Below are 19,934 nucleotides of genomic sequence, written 5' to 3'. Positions count from 1 at the left end.
GAATTGATTAGAGGTATATTAATAGGTGTTCTTGCTTTAGGTGTTGCGGGTACAGCTTATTGGGGCTACCAAGAACACCAGGAAAAAAATGCAATTCTTTTAAACGCAGAAAACAACTATCAGCGGGCTTTCCATAACCTTTCCTACCGGATGGATATTTTACACGATAAAATTGGGACAACGCTGGCCATGAATTCTAAGGCTACCTTGTCTCCGTCATTAATTGAAGTGTGGAGGCTTACTTCGCAGGCACATGGTGATGTTGGGCAGCTGCCATTAACATTATTACCGTTTAATAAGACAGAGGAGTTTTTAGCTAATATCGGCAACTTCAGCTACCGAACCGCCGTTAGAGATTTGGAAAAAGAACCTTTGACTGATAAGGAGTACGACACATTAAAGGTACTTTATAAGCAATCTGGTGACATTCAGAACGAGCTCCGAAATGTTCAGCACATGGTATTGAAAAATAATCTGCGCTGGATGGATGTTGAATTAGCACTTGCATCAGGCAAAGAATCAACCGACAACACCATCATTGATGGCTTTAAAACAGTCGAAAAGACAGTTTCCACTTATGAGGAAAGCGACTTTGGACCAACTTTTGTGAATATGCAAAAAAAGGATGAAAATTTCAAGAAAATAAAAGGAAAAACCATTTCACGGCAAGAGGCAATTCAGATAGCCAAAAAATATATGAAGTTTGATAGCAATGCACAGGTAAAGGTTACTGAAAACGGAAAAGGCTCCGACTATGGGTTTTATAGCGTGTCAATCAAAAATAAACAAACCGGACAAGAAGCAAGCATGGATATTACTAAAAAGGCCGGACACCCAATTTGGTTTATTAATAACCGGGATATAAAGAAACAAGTTTTAAGTCTGAATGAAGCGGACAACAAGGCTGCTGCATTTTTAAAGGAAAATGGATTTAAGGATTTAGAGGTATTTGAGAGTACACAATATGATAATATTGGAGTCTTCAATTTTGTTACCAATATTAATGGAGTAAGAATTTATCCTGAAGCGGTGAAAGTAAAAGTAGCACTGGACAATGGAGATATTATTGGTGTATCGGCAGAGGAGTATTTAAAATCCTTCCAGACAAGAACTATTGAAAAACCTGCAATTACAATGGAACAAGCTCGTGCAAAAGTAAATCCTAACTTAAAGGTGATGGAAGACCGTCAAGCCATAATTGTGAACGATTTAAATGAAGATGTATTATGTTATGAGTTCCTTGGGACAATGGGTGAGGATACCTATCGAATTTTTATTAATGCAAAAAATGGTTTTGAAGAACAAGTTGATAAACTAAAAAATGCAGAGGCTATTTACGAAGACGTTCTTTAAGGAAAAGCAATTGCTTTTCCTTTTTCTCAATGCTTTATCATGCTATATCTCCTTTCCAGAATAAAACAACTAAGGGAGTAAATAATAAACGAATATGGATATGATGTTGGAGTGGTGGTTATGAAGAGGGTAGAAGGTCTTCTCATTAAAGTCGTGATCATACAGTTTGTGTTTCTTTTCTTATCCCAATTATTTTTTCATCAAATAGATATCTTCCCGCAAATAAAACAACTGACAAGATACGAAGGGGTAAATGAAAATACCTTTACTGAAATTCTCCAAACCTTTCAAGGGGGAGAAAAATAATGCAAAAATAAAGCAGGTGTTCCTGCTTTATTTTTTATTGATCAAAAAAGTTAAAAAAAAGAGGCATTTCTTTAACTTGTGGTAAAATAAAAGAAGACAACAAATGAGACAACCATGATTGTTTAGGAGGATTTATGGAAAAGAAATTATCAATCGCTATTGACGGGCCTGCTGCAGCCGGAAAGAGTACAGTGGCAAAAATTGTGGCAGAAAAACTTTCTTATGTGTATATCGATACTGGTGCGATGTACCGGGCTTTGACATATAAAGCAATCGTAAACCATCTTAATTTAGAAGAAGAAGCGCTTCTTTTTGACATGCTATTATCTACTGATATTAAACTTCTGCCTTCAGATAAAGGTCAATTAGTCTACCTTGACAATAAAGATGTCACTCAAGAGATTCGTACTTCAGATGTAACTAATAATGTTTCTATTGTTTCTATCCATCAAAAGGTTCGTGAAGAAATGGTTAGAAGACAGCAAGATTTTGCCACAAAAGGTGGTGTAGTGATGGACGGACGGGATATCGGAACACATGTATTGCCCGGTGCAGAAGTAAAGGTATTTTTACTTGCCAGTGTTGAGGAAAGAGCTGAAAGGCGCCATATTGAAAACTTACAAAAAGGATTCCCTTCCGATTTAGAAAAATTAAAAGAAGAAATTTCACGGAGAGATAAAATAGACTCAGAGAGAGAAGTTGCTCCATTGAAAAAAGCCGATGATGCAATTGAAATCGATACAACCTCTTTGACCATTCCTAAAGTTGTAGAAAAAATAATGGCTCTGGTGCACGAAAGGATTGGATAAGTGTGACGTTTTATGCATTTGCAAAGTCAGTGGTTTATACTATTTTTAAACCATGGTACAGAATAGAGGCTATCGGAGTGGAAAATTTCCCGAAAGAAGGTGGAGTTCTTCTTTGTGCAAATCATATCCATAATTTTGATCCAATAGTAGTTGGAATCATGGCACCTCGTCCAGTTCATTATATGGCGAAGGAAGAGATTTTTCGTGTCCCATTGCTTGGTGGAATCGTTAGAAAATGTAATGCCTTTCCTGTAAAAAGGGGATTTAGTGACCGAGAGGCGCTTAGAACAGGCTTAAAGATTCTTAAAGAGGGCAACGTTTTTGGACTTTTTCCAGAAGGAACTAGAAGTAAGACTGGGGAGTTAGGGAAAGGGTTGTCGGGGGCAGGATTTTTCGCATTGAGGACTGAGGCAATGGTTGTACCTTGCGCAATTATTGGCCCGTATAAAAGTTTCAAGAGATTAAAAGTGGTTTATGGAAAACCAATAGATATGGATGAAATGAGAAAAGCTAGAGCATCTGCGGATCAGGTTACTGAATTAATTATGTCAGAAATTCATAAACTTATAATAGAGCACCAATAGGTTCTGCTTGACAAAATAGTCTATTTGTAAGAAGTTAATAAAAAGGGATTTTTTTTGAATATTCTTTGCTTTTAAAGTTTGTTTTATATGTGGTGTCTGCTGCGCGGCATTCATCAGATCATATATAGATTTTAGGAGTAAATGGATTAAGGAGGAATACATATGTCGGAAGAATTAAATCAAGTAGAAGTAAAAAGCTTTGAAATTGGAGACAGAGTAACTGGACAAGTTACTAAAGTAGAAGAAAAACAGGTGCTTGTGGCTGTTCAAGGAAGTAAACTAGATGGAATTATTCCCATTAGTGAACTATCAAGTCTGCATATTGAAAAAGCATCCGATGCAGCAGCAGAAGGTGATGAGTTAGAACTTGAAGTTTTAAAAGTAGAGGAAGAAGCATTGATTCTTTCAAAAAGAAAAGTTGATGCAGAAAAGGCATGGGAGAGCTTAGAACAACAATTCCAAAATGGTGAGGTTTTTGAGACAGAAGTAAAGGATGTCGTAAAAGGCGGCCTCGTTGTGGATCTTGGCGTTCGCGGCTTTGTTCCTGCATCACTTGTAGAAGCACATTTTGTCGAGGATTTCAGCGATTACAAAGGGCGTACGCTTTCCTTTAAGATTGTTGAACTTGATAAAGAAAAGAACCGCTTAATCCTTTCACATCGAGTAGTTGTGGAAGAAGAAAAAGGTAAACAAAAACAAAATCTTCTTGATGAACTTAAAGTAGGCCAAGTAATTGATGGAACAGTTCAAAGAATAACTGATTTTGGAGCATTTGTTGATATTGGAGGAATCGATGGTCTTGTTCATATTTCACAAATATCCTATGAGCATGTTGATAAGCCATCAGATGTTGTTCAAGAAGGTCAACAGGTTAAAGTAAAGGTATTAAGTGTGGATCGCGATAATGAAAGAATTTCTTTATCAATTAAAGAAACACTTCCAGGACCATGGTTCAATATTTCTGAAAAAGCACCTAAGGGGAGTATTTTAGATGGTACTGTTAAAAGATTAGTTTCTTATGGTGCTTTTGTCGAAGTCTTTCCAGGTGTAGAAGGCCTTGTTCATATTTCACAAATTGCCCATAAGCACATTGGAACACCGCATGAAGTTCTAAAAGAAGGGCAAATTGTAAAAGTAAAAGTTCTTGAAGTGAATGAACAAGATCAACGTCTATCATTGAGCATAAAAGAATTGCTTGAGAAAGAGGTAGAGGAAAACATTGATTATGAGCTTCCTGAAGAGTCAAAAGGCTTCCAGCTTGGTGAAGTTATTGGAGATAAATTAAAGAATCTAAGAAAATAATGGTGATTTAAGTGTCTAGATCTGAACGAAAATGGGATCACATTCGCTTTGCTCTGCAAAATCAGCAAAACCGTTCAACAGTTTTCGATGATATAAATTTTATTCACCAAAGCTTACCGAATATCAGTGTAACCGATGTTCGATTAGACCATTCAATTGGCGAACTTTCTTTAAGTTCGCCAATTTTTATCAATGCGATGACTGGCGGCGGGGGTGAAAAGACCTATCAGATTAACAAAGAACTGGCAATGGCTGCAAAATTGACTGGCTTAGCTATGGCCGTAGGGTCTCAAATGTCTGCTATAAAGGATAAGGGCGAAAGATATACATATGAAATAGTTCGAAAAGAGAATCCACAAGGGATTATAATAGCTAATTTAGGTAGCGAAGCAACAGCAGAGAATGCCAAAATCGCAATTAATATGATTGAGGCCAATGCCTTGCAAATCCATTTAAATGTTATACAAGAACTAACGATGCCTGAAGGGGATCGAGATTTTTCGGGTGCCTTAAAAAGAATTGAGACAATTGTTAAAGCGGTAGATGTTCCTGTTTTTGTTAAAGAAGTAGGTTTCGGGATGACAAAGGAAACAGTAAAAACTCTTTCACAAGTCGGCGTCGCTGGGGTTGATATTGGGGGCTCCGGGGGAACAAATTTCGCAGAAATAGAAAATAAGCGTCGAGAAAAAAGTTTCCCATTTTTTAATGGATGGGGCATTCCTACGCCAATTTCTATCATTGAAGCCGCATTAAATTCTGATGAAATTTCCATTATTGGGTCAGGTGGTTTTTTAACAGGACATGACATTGCCAAGGGCATTGCTTTGGGTGCAAATGCAATCGGTATGGCAGGTTTTTTCTTGCGGATTCTAGTTGAAAATGGATTAGAAGCATTACAGAAAGAAATCGAAACACTGCACAATGAATTAATAATGATTATGACTGCACTGGGAGCAAAAAACATTTCTGATTTAAAAAAAGTGCCGCTGATCATCTCAGGCGAAACCTATCATTGGTTAAATCAAAGAGGAATTGATACGAAACAATACAGCTGTCGTTCCATTAAATAAAGGCTATCGTCATTTGCTGAAGGGTTCCATGGTTTAGGTTCAAAACAGTTAAATGACATAGAAAATGGCGTACTAAAACTGCTTTCAGTTTTAGCACGCCATTTTTAATATTCATTGGAATAAATGACAATGAAATTAAGGTTTCTCCTTATTTCAACTAAAGCAACCGATCTTGCAATAAGAAAAAAACGCTGATAAGGGCAGCTAATCAGGGTACTTACGCTTTTCTTATATTATCCATTATCTTTTACCATCATTTAAACCACGTGCCTCTTCAGGACTAGAAAGCTTGGTTGCACCTGGGTAGTGCAATGCCTGATCTCGGTCTGACTCAACTCTTCTGCTTGCTTTTATTTTTTTTTCTTGGCGGTCTTCTCCCATTCATCCACACCTCCTCTTAATAAGATGAATCAAATTGGAAATATTATTCAAGGAAGTATGAAAGTACATAAAGATTACCAATAATAAAAATAATAGGAGGTGAGTGAAATGGAGGGGGCAATGTTTTATTGGATAAGTTGGTTCTTTTGGGTGTACCTTACTTTTTTGCTAAATAAAAAGAATCCATATCGGTTAAAACTGTCAGTAATCATTCTCATATTGATATTTTTATCCAATTTTCAGTTTATGGTTGGAATCTTTGAAATACAAGCTGGTGGATTATTTATATTAATCACTTCTTTTATATTTATTAGCCAGGAAAAACGAGGAGCAATTATCTATTATTTTATTTGTTCATTAATCGTGTTGATTGCTTATGTAACCTTCCATTTATTCGAGATCTTTGACCCTATTTGGATTATCATAAAAAAAGAGTGGATGATGGGAATTGTCTTTGGGTATTTAGCCATTCTTTTGCAAAAGACATTAAAAGGGCGATTGTTAATTGTGATTTGCGGAACCATGCAGGGTGAATTTTTACATGCTTATATCTTGAATAAAATTCCTTTTCCATATAAAATCGGAGCTTTCGAATATCTTGACGTTTGTGCCTTAATTGCTGCATTACTTGTAGGATGGAGTTTATTAGAAAATGCAGGGGCGATCTTACAAAGCCACTTTCATTTTTTTGAAAAAGGAAAGCAAAAAACATCATGAAAAAAGATTCTAGTTAAGCTTTTGATTGCGGGAAAGGATTAACATTGATAAAATAATAAAGTTAGGCCCTTCTATATGACAGAAGGGTTTCTTTACTGAATAAGAACCTTATGGATTTAATGCTAACATTAAAATAAGTTTTTTCAATATAAGAAAGGATGGCGATCATAATGGTAAAACCAGTTATTGCCATTGTTGGACGACCTAACGTTGGAAAATCAACGATCTTTAATCGAATTGTCGGTGAACGTATTTCCATTGTTGAGGATATTCCGGGAGTAACAAGAGATCGTATTTATAGTTCAGGTGAATGGTTGACACATGATTTTAATGTAATCGATACAGGTGGAATTGATATTGGTGATGAACCGTTTCTTGAGCAAATTCGTCAGCAGGCAGAAGTGGCGATTGATGAAGCAGATGTTATTATCTTCTTAACAAATGGACGAGAAGGGGTAACCGCTGCAGATGAAGAAGTTGCAAAAATATTATATAAGTCTAAAAAACCCATTGTATTAGGGGTTAATAAAATCGATAATCCTGAAATGCGTGAGCAAATTTATGATTTTTATTCTCTAGGATTTGGTGAACCCATCCCCGTTTCAGGTTCACACGGATTAGGCCTTGGTGATTTATTGGACGAGGCTGCAAAACACTTTCCGAAAAACAAGCCATTAGTATATGATGATGATGTGATCAAGTTTTCCTTAATTGGACGGCCAAATGTCGGAAAGTCATCGCTTGTAAATGCGATTTTGGGTGAGGACCGTGTAATCGTCAGCAATATTGCAGGCACAACACGTGATGCAGTCGATTCACAATATACGTATAATGGGCAAAAATATGTCATCATTGATACAGCAGGAATAAGAAAAAAAGGTAAAGTGTATGAGAGTACCGAAAAATATAGTGTTCTCCGTGCACTTAGGGCGATTGAACGTTCCGATGTCGTTCTTGTAGTTATTAATGCTGAAGAAGGAATCATTGAGCAAGATAAGAAGATTGCCGGATATGCCCATGAGGCAGGCCGTGCCGTTGTCATTGTGGTTAATAAGTGGGATGCGATTGAAAAAGATGAGAAGACAATGAAAGAGCTGGAACAAAAGATTAGGGAACATTTCTTATTTCTAAGTTATGCTCCAATTGTGTTTTTATCTGCAAAAACGAAAAAGAGGATTCATACCCTGCTGCCAATGATTGATACCGCAAGTGAAAACCATTCCATGAGGGTTGAAACAAGTGTGTTAAATGATGTTATTATGGATGCGGTCGCCATGAATCCGACACCAACTGATAAAGGAAAACGCTTGAAAATTTATTATGCTACACAAGTAGCAGTTAAACCCCCTACATTTGTTGTTTTTGTCAATGAACCTGAATTATTGCATTTCTCCTATGAGAGGTTTCTTGAAAATCGAATTAGAGACGCTTTTGGATTTGAGGGAACCCCTATCAAAATTTATGCCAGAGAAAGAAAATAAGATGAGGCGGGTGTACGATAATGCAGGATAAAAAAACGGCTATAGCCGTTGTAGGCGCTGGAAGCTGGGGAACAGCATTAGCGATTGTTCTAGCAGATAATGCTCATGAGGTTCGTCTATGGAGCCATAATGAAGACCAAGTAAAGGAAATCAATGAATATCATACAAATAAAAAATATTTGCCTGAAATTATTTTGCCAGAATTAATTGTTGGCTATGCTTCATTAAGTGATGCTTTATCAGGAGTGGACACAGTTATTTTAGCTGTTCCTACAAAGGCTATTCGCGAAGTTCTTAGGAAAATCCGTGCAGTACAAGCAGTTCCTATTACGATTGCACATGTTAGTAAAGGAATTGAGCCAGATACGCTGTTACGAATAACCGAAATGATTAATGAAGAAATGCCAAAAGAGCTCTTAAAAGACGTTGTCGTCCTTTCAGGCCCAAGTCATGCTGAAGAGGTTAGCCTTAGGCACCCAACAACAGTAACGGTTGCTTCAGAAAATATGGAAGCTGCTGAAAAGATCCAAGACTTATTCATCAATCATAATTTTCGTGTATACACGAATTCAGATGTAATTGGTGTTGAAATTGGCGGTGCATTAAAAAATATTATTGCATTAGCTGCAGGTATAACAGATGGACTTGGCTATGGGGATAATGCTAAGGCGGCCTTGATAACCCGTGGATTAGCGGAAATAGCACGTCTTGGTACAAAAATGGGTGCAAATCCGTTAACATTTTCAGGATTAACAGGAATAGGCGATTTAATTGTTACATGTACTAGTGTCCATTCGAGGAACTGGAGAGCTGGCAATTTACTTGGTAAGGGGAAAACACTAGATGAAGTTCTTGATAATATGGGAATGGTCGTTGAGGGTGTAAGAACAACCAAAGCAGCTTATCAGCTAGCTAAAAAGTATGATGTCACTATGCCTATTACCTCTGCACTTTACAACGTACTATTTAATGGTAAGAACCCAAAAGATGCAGTTGATGTGTTAATGGCTCGTGGGAAAACTCATGAGATGGAAGATTTAGTGAATGTGCTTGATGAAAAATAATACTGAAGACTAAAATTGTGCTTTATCAAAAATAAATTAGGCGTTCATATGATGCGCTTTTTATCTAAATTGCATACAATGCAACGAAGCATCCTGGTAGTATGACGCTGGAGAATGGGTTATTTAGTCCAATTTACTGAAGTAGAGAATTCGCCCCTCTTTACTTCAGTTTTTTTTGGCCCAAAGGAAGGATAACTTTCTTTTTATGCATAAGAGCAACTACGCCTCTGTCTTCGCCTTAAGGGGCTTGCCTATGGAAGAGTTTTTTATTTTTTTTACAACATTAACCTATGGTATAATAGCAGTCGAAAAAGGGGGAATGATGTTTGTCACCAGGTATGTTAAAAATGTGGATATCAATTGCCGGTATGGCTCTTATGTTTCTTGCGATCATAACCATTTATTTAAGCAGGTATAAATTAAAAGGGGTTTTCCGGGTTTTGACAGCAATTATCGCTTATATATTTTTGATTGTTTCAGGATTGACTCTGCTGATTGTATTCCTTGGATAACAAGATTAAATACATAGATAAAAAGGTGATTTTATGAAAAGAAACATGCTAGGCTTTTTTCTTGTTTTAACAGTAATGCTGTTATCAGGATGTATGTACCCTAAAGAAGAATTGGAACAGAATCAAATCCCTTATAAAGATCAAATCCAAGCAGTGCAAACTGCTGTGGATGACTTTAGGAAGGACAATGGAGGGATTCTGCCGATTAAAACTAAGGAGGCGGATACACCTATATATCAAAAATATCCGATTGACTTTAAAAAAATTGCTCCTAAGTACATGGCTGAACCTCCAGGAAATGCCTTTGAAAGCGGAGGGGTTTTTCAATATGTACTCGTTGATGTGGAAACCAATCCTACTGTTAAATTACTTGACTTACGGATGACAGAAACCATTCGTGATATTAAATTAAGAATAAAAACAAACGGTTTTCCACCCTATAAAAAACAGATTTCCAAAAATGTGTTTTCACTGGATTATAAACAATTAGGATATAAGGAGCCTCCATATGTTAGTAGTCCCTTTACGAATCAAAACCTCTCCTTGGTCATAACAGGGGATGCTGAGGTTTACGTGGATTATCGGCCAGACCTTTATCAAGCACTTAAGAAAACAGACTTAGTTCTAAAACCTGGCGAGGATATTCGCTCCATTTTAGTGAATGACTCGATGTTTGTTCCGGCATATTCTTTACCGTACACGGTTGATTCCAATGGTAAGGAACCCGTTTTTCTCGAAGAATAATATTTTTTATCACTTTGAAATTTGTTAACACTCTAGTTCAGCACACTGCGACAAGTGGCCATCCGCTCCTCCCTACGATAAGTTAACATCGAAACGACTATAGCTCCGTGTTGTCTAGCTCTAGCGCCTGTTCAAGGTGCTTCTGCTTTTCGTTTTTCCTTTATTTCAGTCGGAGTGGGCCCCTGGCCTGTTGTGCGCTATACGGGTGCTTCCGCTTTTATTTTTAGTCATAACCCTTCTCCTTAGAAATATATTGTAGGAGAAGGGTTTTTTTATGTTGAAAAATAATATCGTGATATGGATATTTTGGTGTTTCCATACACGTGTCCATAGTTAGAAACCCTCCATAAATTGAAATGTTCAGCGAATTACAGATATCAGGGCACCTAACGATTTTTTAATAAGGGGGGTAAAAATTTTTAGAAAAGTGTCATAACAAGATAGGACAACGTCATAAACATATACTGTCCAAAAATACCTAATATGGATGAAATTATCCCACTTTACTCTATGATCAGGAGGGGATCACTTGGAAAAGGTCGATATTTTTAAAGATATTGCCGAAAGAACAGGCGGCGATATTTATTTAGGAGTAGTAGGAGCAGTACGAACAGGAAAGTCAACTTTTATTAAAAAATTTATGGAGCTTGTTGTTTTGCCGAATATAAACAGTGAGGCAGAGAGATCAAGGGCACAAGATGAGCTGCCGCAAAGTGCAGCCGGAAAAACAATCATGACAACCGAGCCGAAATTTGTGCCAAATCAGGCAGCAACTGTTCATGTCGATGAGGGCCTTAATGTTAATATCAGACTGGTTGACTGTGTTGGGTATACTGTACCGGGTGCTAAAGGCTATGAGGATGAAAATGGACCGAGAATGATTAATACACCTTGGTACGAAGAACCTATACCGTTTCACGAAGCGGCCGAGATTGGAACAAGAAAAGTAATACAGGAACATTCCACAATAGGGGTAGTCGTCACAACGGATGGAACAATTGGAGAGATTCCTCGAAGTAACTATATTGAAGCGGAAGAAAGAGTGATTGATGAGCTGAAGGAAGTTGGCAAACCATTTATCATGGTTGTTAACAGTGCACAGCCATACCATCCTAGCACCGAAACACTTAGATCAAGTTTAGCTGAAAAATATGATATTCCTGTAATTGCAATGAGTGTTGAAAGCATGCGTGACAGCGATGTCCTCAATGTCCTTCGCGAGGCACTTTACGAGTTCCCAGTACTTGAGGTTAATGTCAACCTTCCAAGCTGGGTAATGGTGCTGAGAGAAAACCATTGGCTCCGTGAAAGCTATCAAGAGGCTGTAAAGGATACAGTAAAAGATATCAAGAGATTACGAGATGTTGATCGTGTAGTTCAGCAGTTTAGTGACTTTGATTTTATTGAGCGAGCGGGCTTAGCGGGGATAGAGATGGGTTCAGGTGTTGCAGAAATCGATTTGCTTGCCCCAGATGAATTATATGATGATATTTTAAAAGAAATTGTTGGGGTAGAAATCAGAGGGAAAGATCATCTTCTTGAACTAATGCAGGATTTTGCCCATGCAAAAGCAGAATATGATCACATTTCAGATGCCTTAAAAATGGTGAAACAGACAGGTTACGGGATTGCCTCACCAACCCTTTCTGATATGAGCCTTGAGGAACCGGAAATCATCCGTCAAGGTGCAAGGTTTGGAGTTAGGTTAAGAGCAGTAGCGCCATCGATTCACATGATTAAGGTTGATGTAGAATCAGAATTTGCCCCTATAATTGGCACGGAAAAACAAAGTGAGGAGCTTGTCCGCTACCTAATGCAGGACTTCGAGGATGATCCATTATCGATTTGGAATTCTGATATCTTTGGGCGCAGCCTAAGTTCCATCGTCCGTGAAGGGATCCAAGCTAAGCTTTCCTTGATGCCGGAGAATGCAAGATATAAATTAAAAGAAACTTTAGAGAGAATCATAAACGAAGGGTCAGGCGGCTTAATTGCCATTATCCTATAGATTTTCGGACTCCCGATCGGAGTCTTTTTTTATTGTGTGCCCAGCAATCGTATAAGGGAAAACCTCACGTACGGTTTGATGAGGAGAACTGAAAGTAAAAGAGATGGCCGAAAGGATATCCCTCTGAAATCAGTTTCTTACTCTACTTTGTGACAATATTTTAACCAAAAAAGTCCAAAATAGTAGAATTTTGTCGAACGAAAGAAAAGATTACCATAATTTCATGAAATCTTCTTGCTATGCTGAATTGATTATGATAATCTTTTAACAGAATTACGTTATAGTGCTTGGAACCTTATATTCCTTATTAAAAAAAGAATTATGTCACTTAAAAAGTCGATATGTGCTAAATTGGTAATAAAAACGCGCTATGACGTATAGAAATTAGAAAAATTGTTTAGAAATGTAGATAAGTAATCTTATTTACGAATCTTGATCAATTCTTTGGGAGGAGGTGAATGGCATGAACAAGACAGAACTTATTAATGCAGTTGCTGAAGCTAGCGAGCTTTCAAAAAAGGACGCTACAAAAGCAGTTGATGCTGTTTTTGATGCAATTTTAGATGCTTTAAAAAATGGTGATAAAGTACAATTAATTGGTTTTGGTAACTTTGAAGTACGCGAGCGTGCGGCACGTAAAGGTCGTAACCCTCAAACAGGTGAAGAAATCGAAATCGCTGCTAGCAAGGTTCCAGCTTTCAAACCAGGTAAAGCGCTTAAAGACGCAGTAAAATAATTACATAAATTATTGCTTTAAGCGATTGCTAAAGCAAAAAGGTCATGGGAATATTCCATGGCCTTTTTTCTTTTTTATAATCCACATGATGAAAAAGAATTTTGTTTTTTGCCTGTAAAGAAAGGATTGTGCTAATATGTACTTGTCGTCTATACTTGATAGATATACTCTAGGAGGTATTCGTTATGGTAGAAGTAAACCGTGCCCAAATTGAAGAGGCGGTGCGTTTAATATTAGAAGCAATCGGTGAAGAGCCAAATCGTGAAGGTCTGCTTGACACACCAAAAAGAGTGGCAAAAATGTATGAGGAAGTGTTCAGCGGATTAAATGAGGATCCAAAGCAGCATTTTGAGACAATTTTTAGTGAAGACCATGAAGAATTAGTGTTAGTGAAGGATATTCCGTTTTACTCGATGTGCGAACATCATCTCGTCCCATTCTTTGGAAAAGCACATGTGGCCTACATTCCGCAAAACGGCCGTGTCACGGGCTTAAGTAAATTAGCACGGGCTGTTGAGGCAGTTGCCAAAAGACCGCAGCTTCAAGAAAGGATTACCTCGACCATCGCAGACAGCATGATGGAAAAGCTAGAGCCCCATGGGGTTATGATAGTGGTTGAAGCAGAGCATATGTGCATGACGATGCGCGGTGTAAAAAAGCCGGGCTCAAAAACAGTTACAACTGCAGTTCGCGGCGTTTTTGCAGATGATGCAATTGCTCGTTCTGAGGTGCTTTCCTTAATAAAATAGTAGTGTCGATTATTTCTAACATATTTGGAGTGATTAAATTGGAAAAGCGCAATCAGCAAAATAATGATTATGTAGTCATTAAAGCTATAGAAGATGGTGTAAGTGTAATCGGTTTAACTAGAGGTACAGATACAAGATTCCATCATTCAGAAAAGCTTGATAAGGGTGAGGTACTAATAGCTCAATTTACGGAGCATACTTCAGCAATCAAAATTAGGGGAGAGGCAAAAATTCTCACCCAATTTGGTGAAATAGAAAGTGAAATGAAGAAATAAGCAGGGCTTTTCTAATCAGAATGTAATAAGTCAAAGTCGTATAGTGATGATTATTTTGTGAATTCCTGCCCATAGGATGCCTTTTATGATATAATGTTGTCTGTCTTGTGTTAAAGAAATTAGACTATGATTTTCTTTATATCATGGGCATGAATTTTTCTTTCCAAAAGATAAAGAAAACTCGCCGATTGGCAAGCCGCTAGGTGAAGACAGAGGCGTAGTTGCACTTATGCCTGATTGGAAAGTTATACTTTCCTATCGGCAAATAAAAATACATAGAATATTACTTCGTGGAAGCAAGGGTGATTTGAGTGCAGGATATTCGACAAAAATTTACAATTATTAGGGAGCAAATCGAGAAAAAGGTTTTTGATTCATACTTGCTCGATTACATTGAAACCCCTATTATTGACGATGATAAGCTTCTTGTCCTCATCTCAATAATGGATCGGCTTGAATTGTCATTTCGTGATATCCAGAACTATGCTTTATCAACTATGTTAATTCAAATTGCCCTTGATACCCATGAACATATTTCCAATGAATCAAAAGATGAAAAAAATCGTCAGTTAACAGTTCTCGCCGGGGATTATTTTAGCGGCTTATATTATAAACTTCTTGCCGATTCAGAAGATATTATGATGATTAAATCACTTTCAAAAGGGGTAAAAGAAGTCAACGAAAATAAGATTTTTATTTACCAATGTAATCTTGAGGGAATAGAAAAACTGATGAATAGTATTAAGAGGATTGAAAGTTCTATACTTACAAAGTTCTCCGATTATTTTAAAGTAGATATATGGAATGATTTTATTGCTAATTTTTTATTTTTTAAAAGGTTACTAAATGAAAAAAAGCAATATTTTCATTCGGAAAGCTCCATATTGTTTGAATCCTTGAAGAATATTATCTTCCCTGGTAATGAAACAAAATTGAAAGAATTATCAGGTGAGCAGCGAAATCATTTATTACAGATTTGCGACCATTATCTAGAACTTTCAAAACAAGTGATTGAAAAAGGAGTAAAACAGCTTCCTTACTGTAATGACTTACTTGAAAAAAGGATTACGTTGTTGTTGAATCAATACCAGCCATATGCAAAAACTTTTGTGGAAGAAGGGTAAAAAATGCAGCAATCGAAAGAACAGCGCGTTCACAATGTGTTTGAAAAGATATCTGATAACTATGATAAAATGAACTCAGTTATTAGTTTTCAGCAGCACATCAAGTGGCGGAAGGACACCATGAAAAGAATGAATGTTCAGCATGGTGCAAAAGCTCTCGATGTTTGCTGTGGAACGGCTGATTGGACAATTGCCTTAGCTGAAGCAGTAGGTCCGACTGGTGAAGTGACTGGGTTAGATTTTAGCCAAAATATGTTGAATGTCGGAATTGAAAAGGTTAACGGCCTGGGGCTTCGTCAGGTTAATTTAATCCATGGTAACGCAATGGAACTGCCCTTTCCTGATAATAGCTTTGATTATGTTACGATTGGCTTTGGATTAAGGAATGTCCCTGATTACTTACAGGTATTAAAAGAAATGTATCGGGTTGTAAAGCCGGGTGGTATTGCTGTCTGTCTTGAGACATCACAGCCTACTTTAATTGGCTATAAACAGCTATATTATTTTTATTTCCGATTTATTATGCCGATGTTTGGAAAATTGTTAGCAAAGAGCTATAGAGAATATGCTTGGCTTCATGAATCAGCACGTGATTTTCCGGGAATGAGGGAGCTTGCCAAAATGTTTGAACAAGCGGGCTTCAACGAAGTGAAATTCAAATCGTATAGCGGGGGTGCGGCCGCTGTTCATATTGGCAAAAAAAATTAATATATTGATATTGAAGACAGGATGAAAAGCTGGGTGAATACAAATGAAATTAAAAATGATGTATTCATTTTTGAATTCGGATATTAACATAATCGAAAAAGAGTTGGAAGAGACAATTCAAACTGAGTCTCTTCTTTTGAAACAAGCATCGATGCATACATTACAAGCCGGAGGAAAAAGAATTCGTCCTGTTTTTGTTTTGCTTGCGGGTAAATTTGGTCATTATGATATACATGTGATGAAAAATGTTGCTGTTGCCCTTGAACTTATTCATATGGCATCCCTTGTCCATGATGATGTAATTGATGATGCTGATCTTCGCAGAGGCCAGCCAACAGTTAAATCAAAATGGGATAATAAAATTGCGATGTATACAGGCGACTTTGTTTTTGCCCTCGCATTAGAATTAATGACAAATATCGAAAAACATGCTGCCCATAAAATTTTAGCAAATACGATCGTTGAAGTGACTGTAGGGGAAATTCAGCAGATAAAAGACAAATACCGTTTTAATCAAAACCTCAGGGATTATCTTCGTAGAATCAAGAGAAAGACCGCCTTGTTAATTGCTGTCAGCTGCCAATTAGGTGCAATTGCTGCAGGAGTTGAAGAGTCCTACCATAAGAAACTTTTCCGTTTTGGGTATTTCGTGGGGATGTCCTATCAAATTATCGATGATATTTTGGATTTCACCTCTACCGAGAAGGCATTAGGGAAGCCGGCAGGAAGTGATCTTTTACAAGGTAATATTACGGCTCCAGCCCTTTTTGCAATGGAAAATGACGATATTCGAAGGGAAATTGAAAAGGTTCATGAGAATATGGCTCCTGATGATATTTTAAAAATAATTTCCCTTATAAAACAGTCAGGTGCAATTGAAAAGTCATTTGCTCTGAGTGATCTCTATTTAGATAAAGCTTTAGCTGTATTAGAAGAATTACCTGAAAATAAAGCCAAAAAAACACTTCGAGATATTGCAAAATATATTGGAAGAAGAAAATTCTAACTTACATATTTTTTAAACTTAGAAAAGGTAGAATAAGCTTTTCAATGTTGCTAAATATTCAAAAAAGTGATAACATTTTCCATGGATTGTTCTCTTGAAACAATCAATATACATAATCATTTAGGAGTGGAATTCATGGAAAAAACTTTTTTAATGGTAAAGCCGGACGGCGTACAGCGTAATTTAATTGGAGAAATCGTTGCACGATTTGAAAGAAAGGGCTTCCAATTGGTTGGAGCTAAATTAATGAGCATCCCAACTGAACTTGCTGAAGAACATTATGGCGAGCACAAGGAACGACCATTCTTTGGTGAATTAGTTGATTTCATTACATCCGGCCCGGTTTTCGCAATGGTTTGGCAAGGTGAAAATGTCATCGCAACGGCTAGGCAAATGATGGGCTCTACTAATCCAAAGGATGCGGCTCCTGGTACGATTCGCGGTGATTTTGGATTAACCGTTGGTAAAAATGTTATTCATGGTTCTGATTCACCAGCAAGCGCAGAGCGAGAAATCGGCTTGTTTTTTAAAGATACTGGAGTAGTTGAGTATTCTAAATTAGTTAACGAATGGATTTATTAATTTGACATTAAAAAGGCACTTGTATGTAACTATACAAGTGCCTTATTTTGTAATCGTATACAAAAATTTTCCCTCTATTTTCTGAATTATTATACTATGTTTATTGAGCGTGATATGATATATTGATACATAATTCTTTAATGAGTTGAAGGGGGAAAGAGTATGGGAATGAGATACTTAACTGCTGGTGAATCCCATGGGCCACAGCTAACAACAATTATAGAAGGTCTGCCAGCTGGAATGCCGCTTGAGGCTATGGATATAAATGAGGAGTTGGCAAGACGTCAAAAGGGCTATGGACGTGGAAGACGGATGCAAATTGAGAAAGATACAGCAGAAATTGTATCTGGTGTACGTCATGGAAAAACATTAGGATCACCAATTGCACTAGTAGTGAAAAACAATGACTGGAAGCATTGGACAACTATCATGGGTATAGAAGCAATAGAAGATGGACAAGAGGATGAAATAAAACGTAAGGTGACACGGGCAAGACCAGGACATGCCGATTTAAATGGTGCTATTAAATATGGGCATCGGGATATGAGAAATGTTCTAGAACGTTCTTCAGCACGAGAGACAACCGTTAGAGTAGCAGCTGGTGCTGTTGCCAAGAAGCTTTTATCCCTTGTTGGCATTGAGCTAGTTTCACATGTAGTAGAAATTGGCGGAATAAAAGCCAATGTAGATCCTTTTCTAACGGTAGAGGCCATAAAGGAACGGACTGAAAATTCTCCCGTAAGGGTGGCAGACTCAAATGTTGAGCAGGAAATGATGAATGCTATTGATGACGCAAAGAAAAATGGCGACTCTATTGGCGGGGTTGTTGAGGTTATTGCGACAGGAATTCCGGCAGGAGTGGGAAGCTATGTTCATTACGATCGTAAATTAGATGGAAAATTAGCAGCAGCAATAATGAGTATAAACGCTTTTAAAGGTGTGGAAATCGGAATTGGATTTGAAGCAGCAAGGAAACCCGGAAGTGAAGTACATGATGAGATTGCCTGGGACCAGGAGAGAGGGTATTACCGTAAAACAAACCGGCTGGGAGGGTTTGAAGGCGGAATGACTACGGGGATGCCAATTGTGGTCAGAGGCGTAATGAAACCAATCCCGACACTATATAAACCATTAATGAGTGTTGATATCGAAACGAAAGAGCCGTTTTCTGCGAGTGTCGAACGTTCTGACAGCTGTGCAGTACCTGCTGCAGCAGTTGTTGCGGAGCATGTAGTTGCCTGGGAACTTGCGAACGCACTTGTTGAACAATTTTACAGTGACCGTTTTAATACATTTGCCGATGAAATAAATAGGCAGCGAGAATATGCGAGGGAGTTTTAATGGAAACCGTACAAATCCAAACCGAGTCGAAAAAGTATCATGTCTTTGTTGGTGAAGGGATAAGAACAGAACTTGGTACTTTTTTAACCAATCATTTTACAAATCTAACAAGAATATTAATAATTACTGATGAAACCGTTGGTAAGTTGCATCTCGAAAAGCTGCAGCTTGTTCTAAAACCGTGGAATCCCGTTATTTTTACTGCACCTAGCGGTGAAAAGGCAAAAACCTTTGAAATTTATTATGAGGCTCTATCAACAGCACTTGAGAATCATCTTGATCGGAAATCTGTCATTATATCTTTTGGCGGTGGTGCGGTTGGGGATTTGTCGGGTTTCGTTGCTGCTTCCTATATGAGAGGGATCCCTTTTATTCAAGTTCCCACTACCATCCTAGCTCATGATAGTGCTGTTGGCGGAAAAGTTGCAATCAACCACCCGCTTGGAAAAAATATGATTGGTGCTTTTTATCAACCGGAAGCTGTATTTTATGATCTAGAACTGTTAAAAACACTGCCAATTAAAGAAATTCGTTCTGGGTTTGCTGAGGTAATTAAACATGCACTTATTGCAGATCCTAATTTTTATCATTGGTTAACAACGAATGTTGATGATTTGAAATCTTTAACATTTGAGCAATTATCGGATTCTTTGGTAAAAGGTATAAGAATTAAAAATAATTTTGTTTCACAGGATGAAAGAGAAACTGGAATACGTGCATATTTGAATTTTGGGCATACGCTTGGACATGCAATTGAATCAGAAATGGGGTATGGAAATATCACCCATGGTGAAGCAGTTATGATCGGGATGATTTTCGCTTTAAAATTAAGCAATGTACTTCTGGGGCTATCGTTTCATTTAACCGAATTTATCGAATGGGTTACGACATTAGGATATAAAACAAACATACCGGAACAGCTTTCTTTTGAGAATCTGATTCTCAAAATGAAACAGGATAAGAAATCGGTTGGCGAGTCTATTCGATTTGTGTTACTAGATAAAGTGGGACAGCCAAGGCTTCAAGAAATATCTGAAGAAGTTTTATTAAAAGAGCTTAAAAGTTTTTAGTACAAGGGGGAT

Annotated in this window: 22 protein-coding genes; 21 read left to right on the top strand and 1 reads right to left on the bottom strand. The window is 37.5% G+C overall.

Going from position 1 to position 19,934, the window contains the following annotated elements; all coding sequences use genetic code 11:
• The first annotated feature begins 3 nt into the window (after positions 1-3).
• The 6 genes from ypeB to fni all read left to right on the top strand — a co-directional run bounded on the left by ypeB (position 4) and on the right by fni (position 5,424).
• On the top strand, positions 4-1,353 hold the full coding sequence (ypeB, locus tag QNH20_RS17440; RefSeq protein WP_283919245.1) for a germination protein YpeB: 1,350 nt from the start codon (positions 4-6) through the stop codon (positions 1,351-1,353).
• Between the two features lie 120 nt (positions 1,354-1,473).
• On the top strand, positions 1,474-1,659 hold the full coding sequence (locus QNH20_RS17435) for a YpfB family protein (RefSeq protein WP_283919244.1): 186 nt from the start codon (positions 1,474-1,476) through the stop codon (positions 1,657-1,659).
• A 134-nt stretch (positions 1,660-1,793) separates the two neighbouring features.
• On the top strand, positions 1,794-2,468 hold the full coding sequence (gene cmk, locus QNH20_RS17430; protein WP_283919243.1) for a (d)CMP kinase: 675 nt from the start codon (positions 1,794-1,796) through the stop codon (positions 2,466-2,468).
• 2 nt (positions 2,469-2,470) lie between these two features.
• Positions 2,471-3,052, top strand: a complete 582-nt coding sequence (locus QNH20_RS17425; RefSeq protein WP_283919242.1) for a lysophospholipid acyltransferase family protein — start codon at positions 2,471-2,473, stop codon at positions 3,050-3,052.
• Positions 3,053-3,214: 162 nt separating this feature from the next.
• Entirely contained in the window at positions 3,215-4,354 is a 1,140-nt protein-coding gene (gene rpsA / locus QNH20_RS17420) for a 30S ribosomal protein S1 (protein ID WP_283919241.1), read from the top strand.
• A gap of 11 nt (positions 4,355-4,365) precedes the next feature.
• Positions 4,366-5,424, top strand: a complete 1,059-nt coding sequence (gene fni, locus QNH20_RS17415; protein ID WP_283919240.1) for a type 2 isopentenyl-diphosphate Delta-isomerase — start codon at positions 4,366-4,368, stop codon at positions 5,422-5,424.
• A 240-nt stretch (positions 5,425-5,664) separates the two neighbouring features.
• Here the strand turns inward: fni and QNH20_RS17410 are convergent, their stop codons facing one another.
• Positions 5,665-5,805 (bottom strand): YpzI family protein, encoded by a 141-nt coding sequence (locus QNH20_RS17410; RefSeq protein ID WP_283919239.1) that lies wholly within the window; start codon positions 5,803-5,805, stop codon positions 5,665-5,667.
• A 108-nt stretch (positions 5,806-5,913) separates the two neighbouring features.
• Between QNH20_RS17410 and QNH20_RS17405 the strand changes: the two genes are divergently transcribed.
• The 15 genes from QNH20_RS17405 (at position 5,914) to aroB (ending at position 19,922) form a co-directional block, all read left to right on the top strand.
• Entirely contained in the window at positions 5,914-6,522 is a 609-nt protein-coding gene (locus QNH20_RS17405; protein ID WP_283919238.1) for a YphA family membrane protein, read from the top strand.
• A 170-nt stretch (positions 6,523-6,692) separates the two neighbouring features.
• Positions 6,693-8,003, top strand: a complete 1,311-nt coding sequence (der, locus tag QNH20_RS17400) for a ribosome biogenesis GTPase Der (protein WP_283919237.1) — start codon at positions 6,693-6,695, stop codon at positions 8,001-8,003.
• A 20-nt stretch (positions 8,004-8,023) separates the two neighbouring features.
• Positions 8,024-9,067: an NAD(P)H-dependent glycerol-3-phosphate dehydrogenase gene (locus QNH20_RS17395; protein WP_283919236.1), complete on the top strand. Its 1,044-nt coding sequence runs from the start codon at positions 8,024-8,026 to the stop codon at positions 9,065-9,067.
• A 326-nt stretch (positions 9,068-9,393) separates the two neighbouring features.
• Positions 9,394-9,579: a DUF2768 domain-containing protein gene (locus QNH20_RS17390; RefSeq protein WP_283919235.1), complete on the top strand. Its 186-nt coding sequence runs from the start codon at positions 9,394-9,396 to the stop codon at positions 9,577-9,579.
• A gap of 33 nt (positions 9,580-9,612) precedes the next feature.
• Positions 9,613-10,323: a YphF family lipoprotein gene (locus QNH20_RS17385; protein ID WP_283919234.1), complete on the top strand. Its 711-nt coding sequence runs from the start codon at positions 9,613-9,615 to the stop codon at positions 10,321-10,323.
• A gap of 529 nt (positions 10,324-10,852) precedes the next feature.
• Positions 10,853-12,331: a stage IV sporulation protein A gene (spoIVA, locus tag QNH20_RS17380; RefSeq protein WP_283919233.1), complete on the top strand. Its 1,479-nt coding sequence runs from the start codon at positions 10,853-10,855 to the stop codon at positions 12,329-12,331.
• 463 nt (positions 12,332-12,794) lie between these two features.
• The gene (hbs, locus tag QNH20_RS17375; protein WP_024030636.1) at positions 12,795-13,067 is read left to right on the top strand and encodes a non-specific DNA-binding protein Hbs; all 273 of its coding nucleotides are present in this window, start codon (positions 12,795-12,797) and stop codon (positions 13,065-13,067) included.
• A 185-nt stretch (positions 13,068-13,252) separates the two neighbouring features.
• Positions 13,253-13,816 (top strand): GTP cyclohydrolase I FolE, encoded by a 564-nt coding sequence (gene folE, locus QNH20_RS17370; protein ID WP_283919232.1) that lies wholly within the window; start codon positions 13,253-13,255, stop codon positions 13,814-13,816.
• A gap of 38 nt (positions 13,817-13,854) precedes the next feature.
• Positions 13,855-14,091, top strand: coding sequence for a trp RNA-binding attenuation protein MtrB (gene mtrB / locus QNH20_RS17365; protein WP_283919231.1), 237 nt, complete (start codon positions 13,855-13,857; stop codon positions 14,089-14,091).
• 311 nt (positions 14,092-14,402) lie between these two features.
• A complete protein-coding gene (locus QNH20_RS17360) occupies positions 14,403-15,215 on the top strand; it encodes a heptaprenyl diphosphate synthase component 1 (protein WP_283919230.1) in 813 nt (270 codons plus the stop codon).
• A gap of 3 nt (positions 15,216-15,218) precedes the next feature.
• Entirely contained in the window at positions 15,219-15,923 is a 705-nt protein-coding gene (locus QNH20_RS17355) for a demethylmenaquinone methyltransferase (RefSeq protein ID WP_283919229.1), read from the top strand.
• A gap of 43 nt (positions 15,924-15,966) precedes the next feature.
• Positions 15,967-16,929 carry a heptaprenyl diphosphate synthase component II gene (gene hepT, locus QNH20_RS17350; protein ID WP_283919228.1) on the top strand — a complete coding sequence of 321 codons (963 nt, stop codon included), beginning with the start codon at positions 15,967-15,969 and terminating at the stop codon, positions 16,927-16,929.
• A gap of 135 nt (positions 16,930-17,064) precedes the next feature.
• Entirely contained in the window at positions 17,065-17,511 is a 447-nt protein-coding gene (gene ndk, locus QNH20_RS17345; protein WP_283919227.1) for a nucleoside-diphosphate kinase, read from the top strand.
• Positions 17,512-17,679: 168 nt separating this feature from the next.
• Positions 17,680-18,852: a chorismate synthase gene (aroC, locus tag QNH20_RS17340; protein ID WP_283923440.1), complete on the top strand. Its 1,173-nt coding sequence runs from the start codon at positions 17,680-17,682 to the stop codon at positions 18,850-18,852.
• Positions 18,852-19,922, top strand: coding sequence for a 3-dehydroquinate synthase (gene aroB / locus QNH20_RS17335; protein ID WP_283919226.1), 1,071 nt, complete (start codon positions 18,852-18,854; stop codon positions 19,920-19,922). Before aroC ends, aroB begins: the two co-directional genes overlap by 1 nt.
• The last annotated feature ends 12 nt before the right edge of the window (positions 19,923-19,934 follow it).

The sequence above is a fragment of the Neobacillus sp. WH10 genome (assembly GCF_030123405.1).
GTDB lineage: Bacteria > Bacillota > Bacilli > Bacillales > Cytobacillaceae > Neobacillus.
This window is presented reverse-complemented; position numbering and strand designations above follow the sequence as displayed.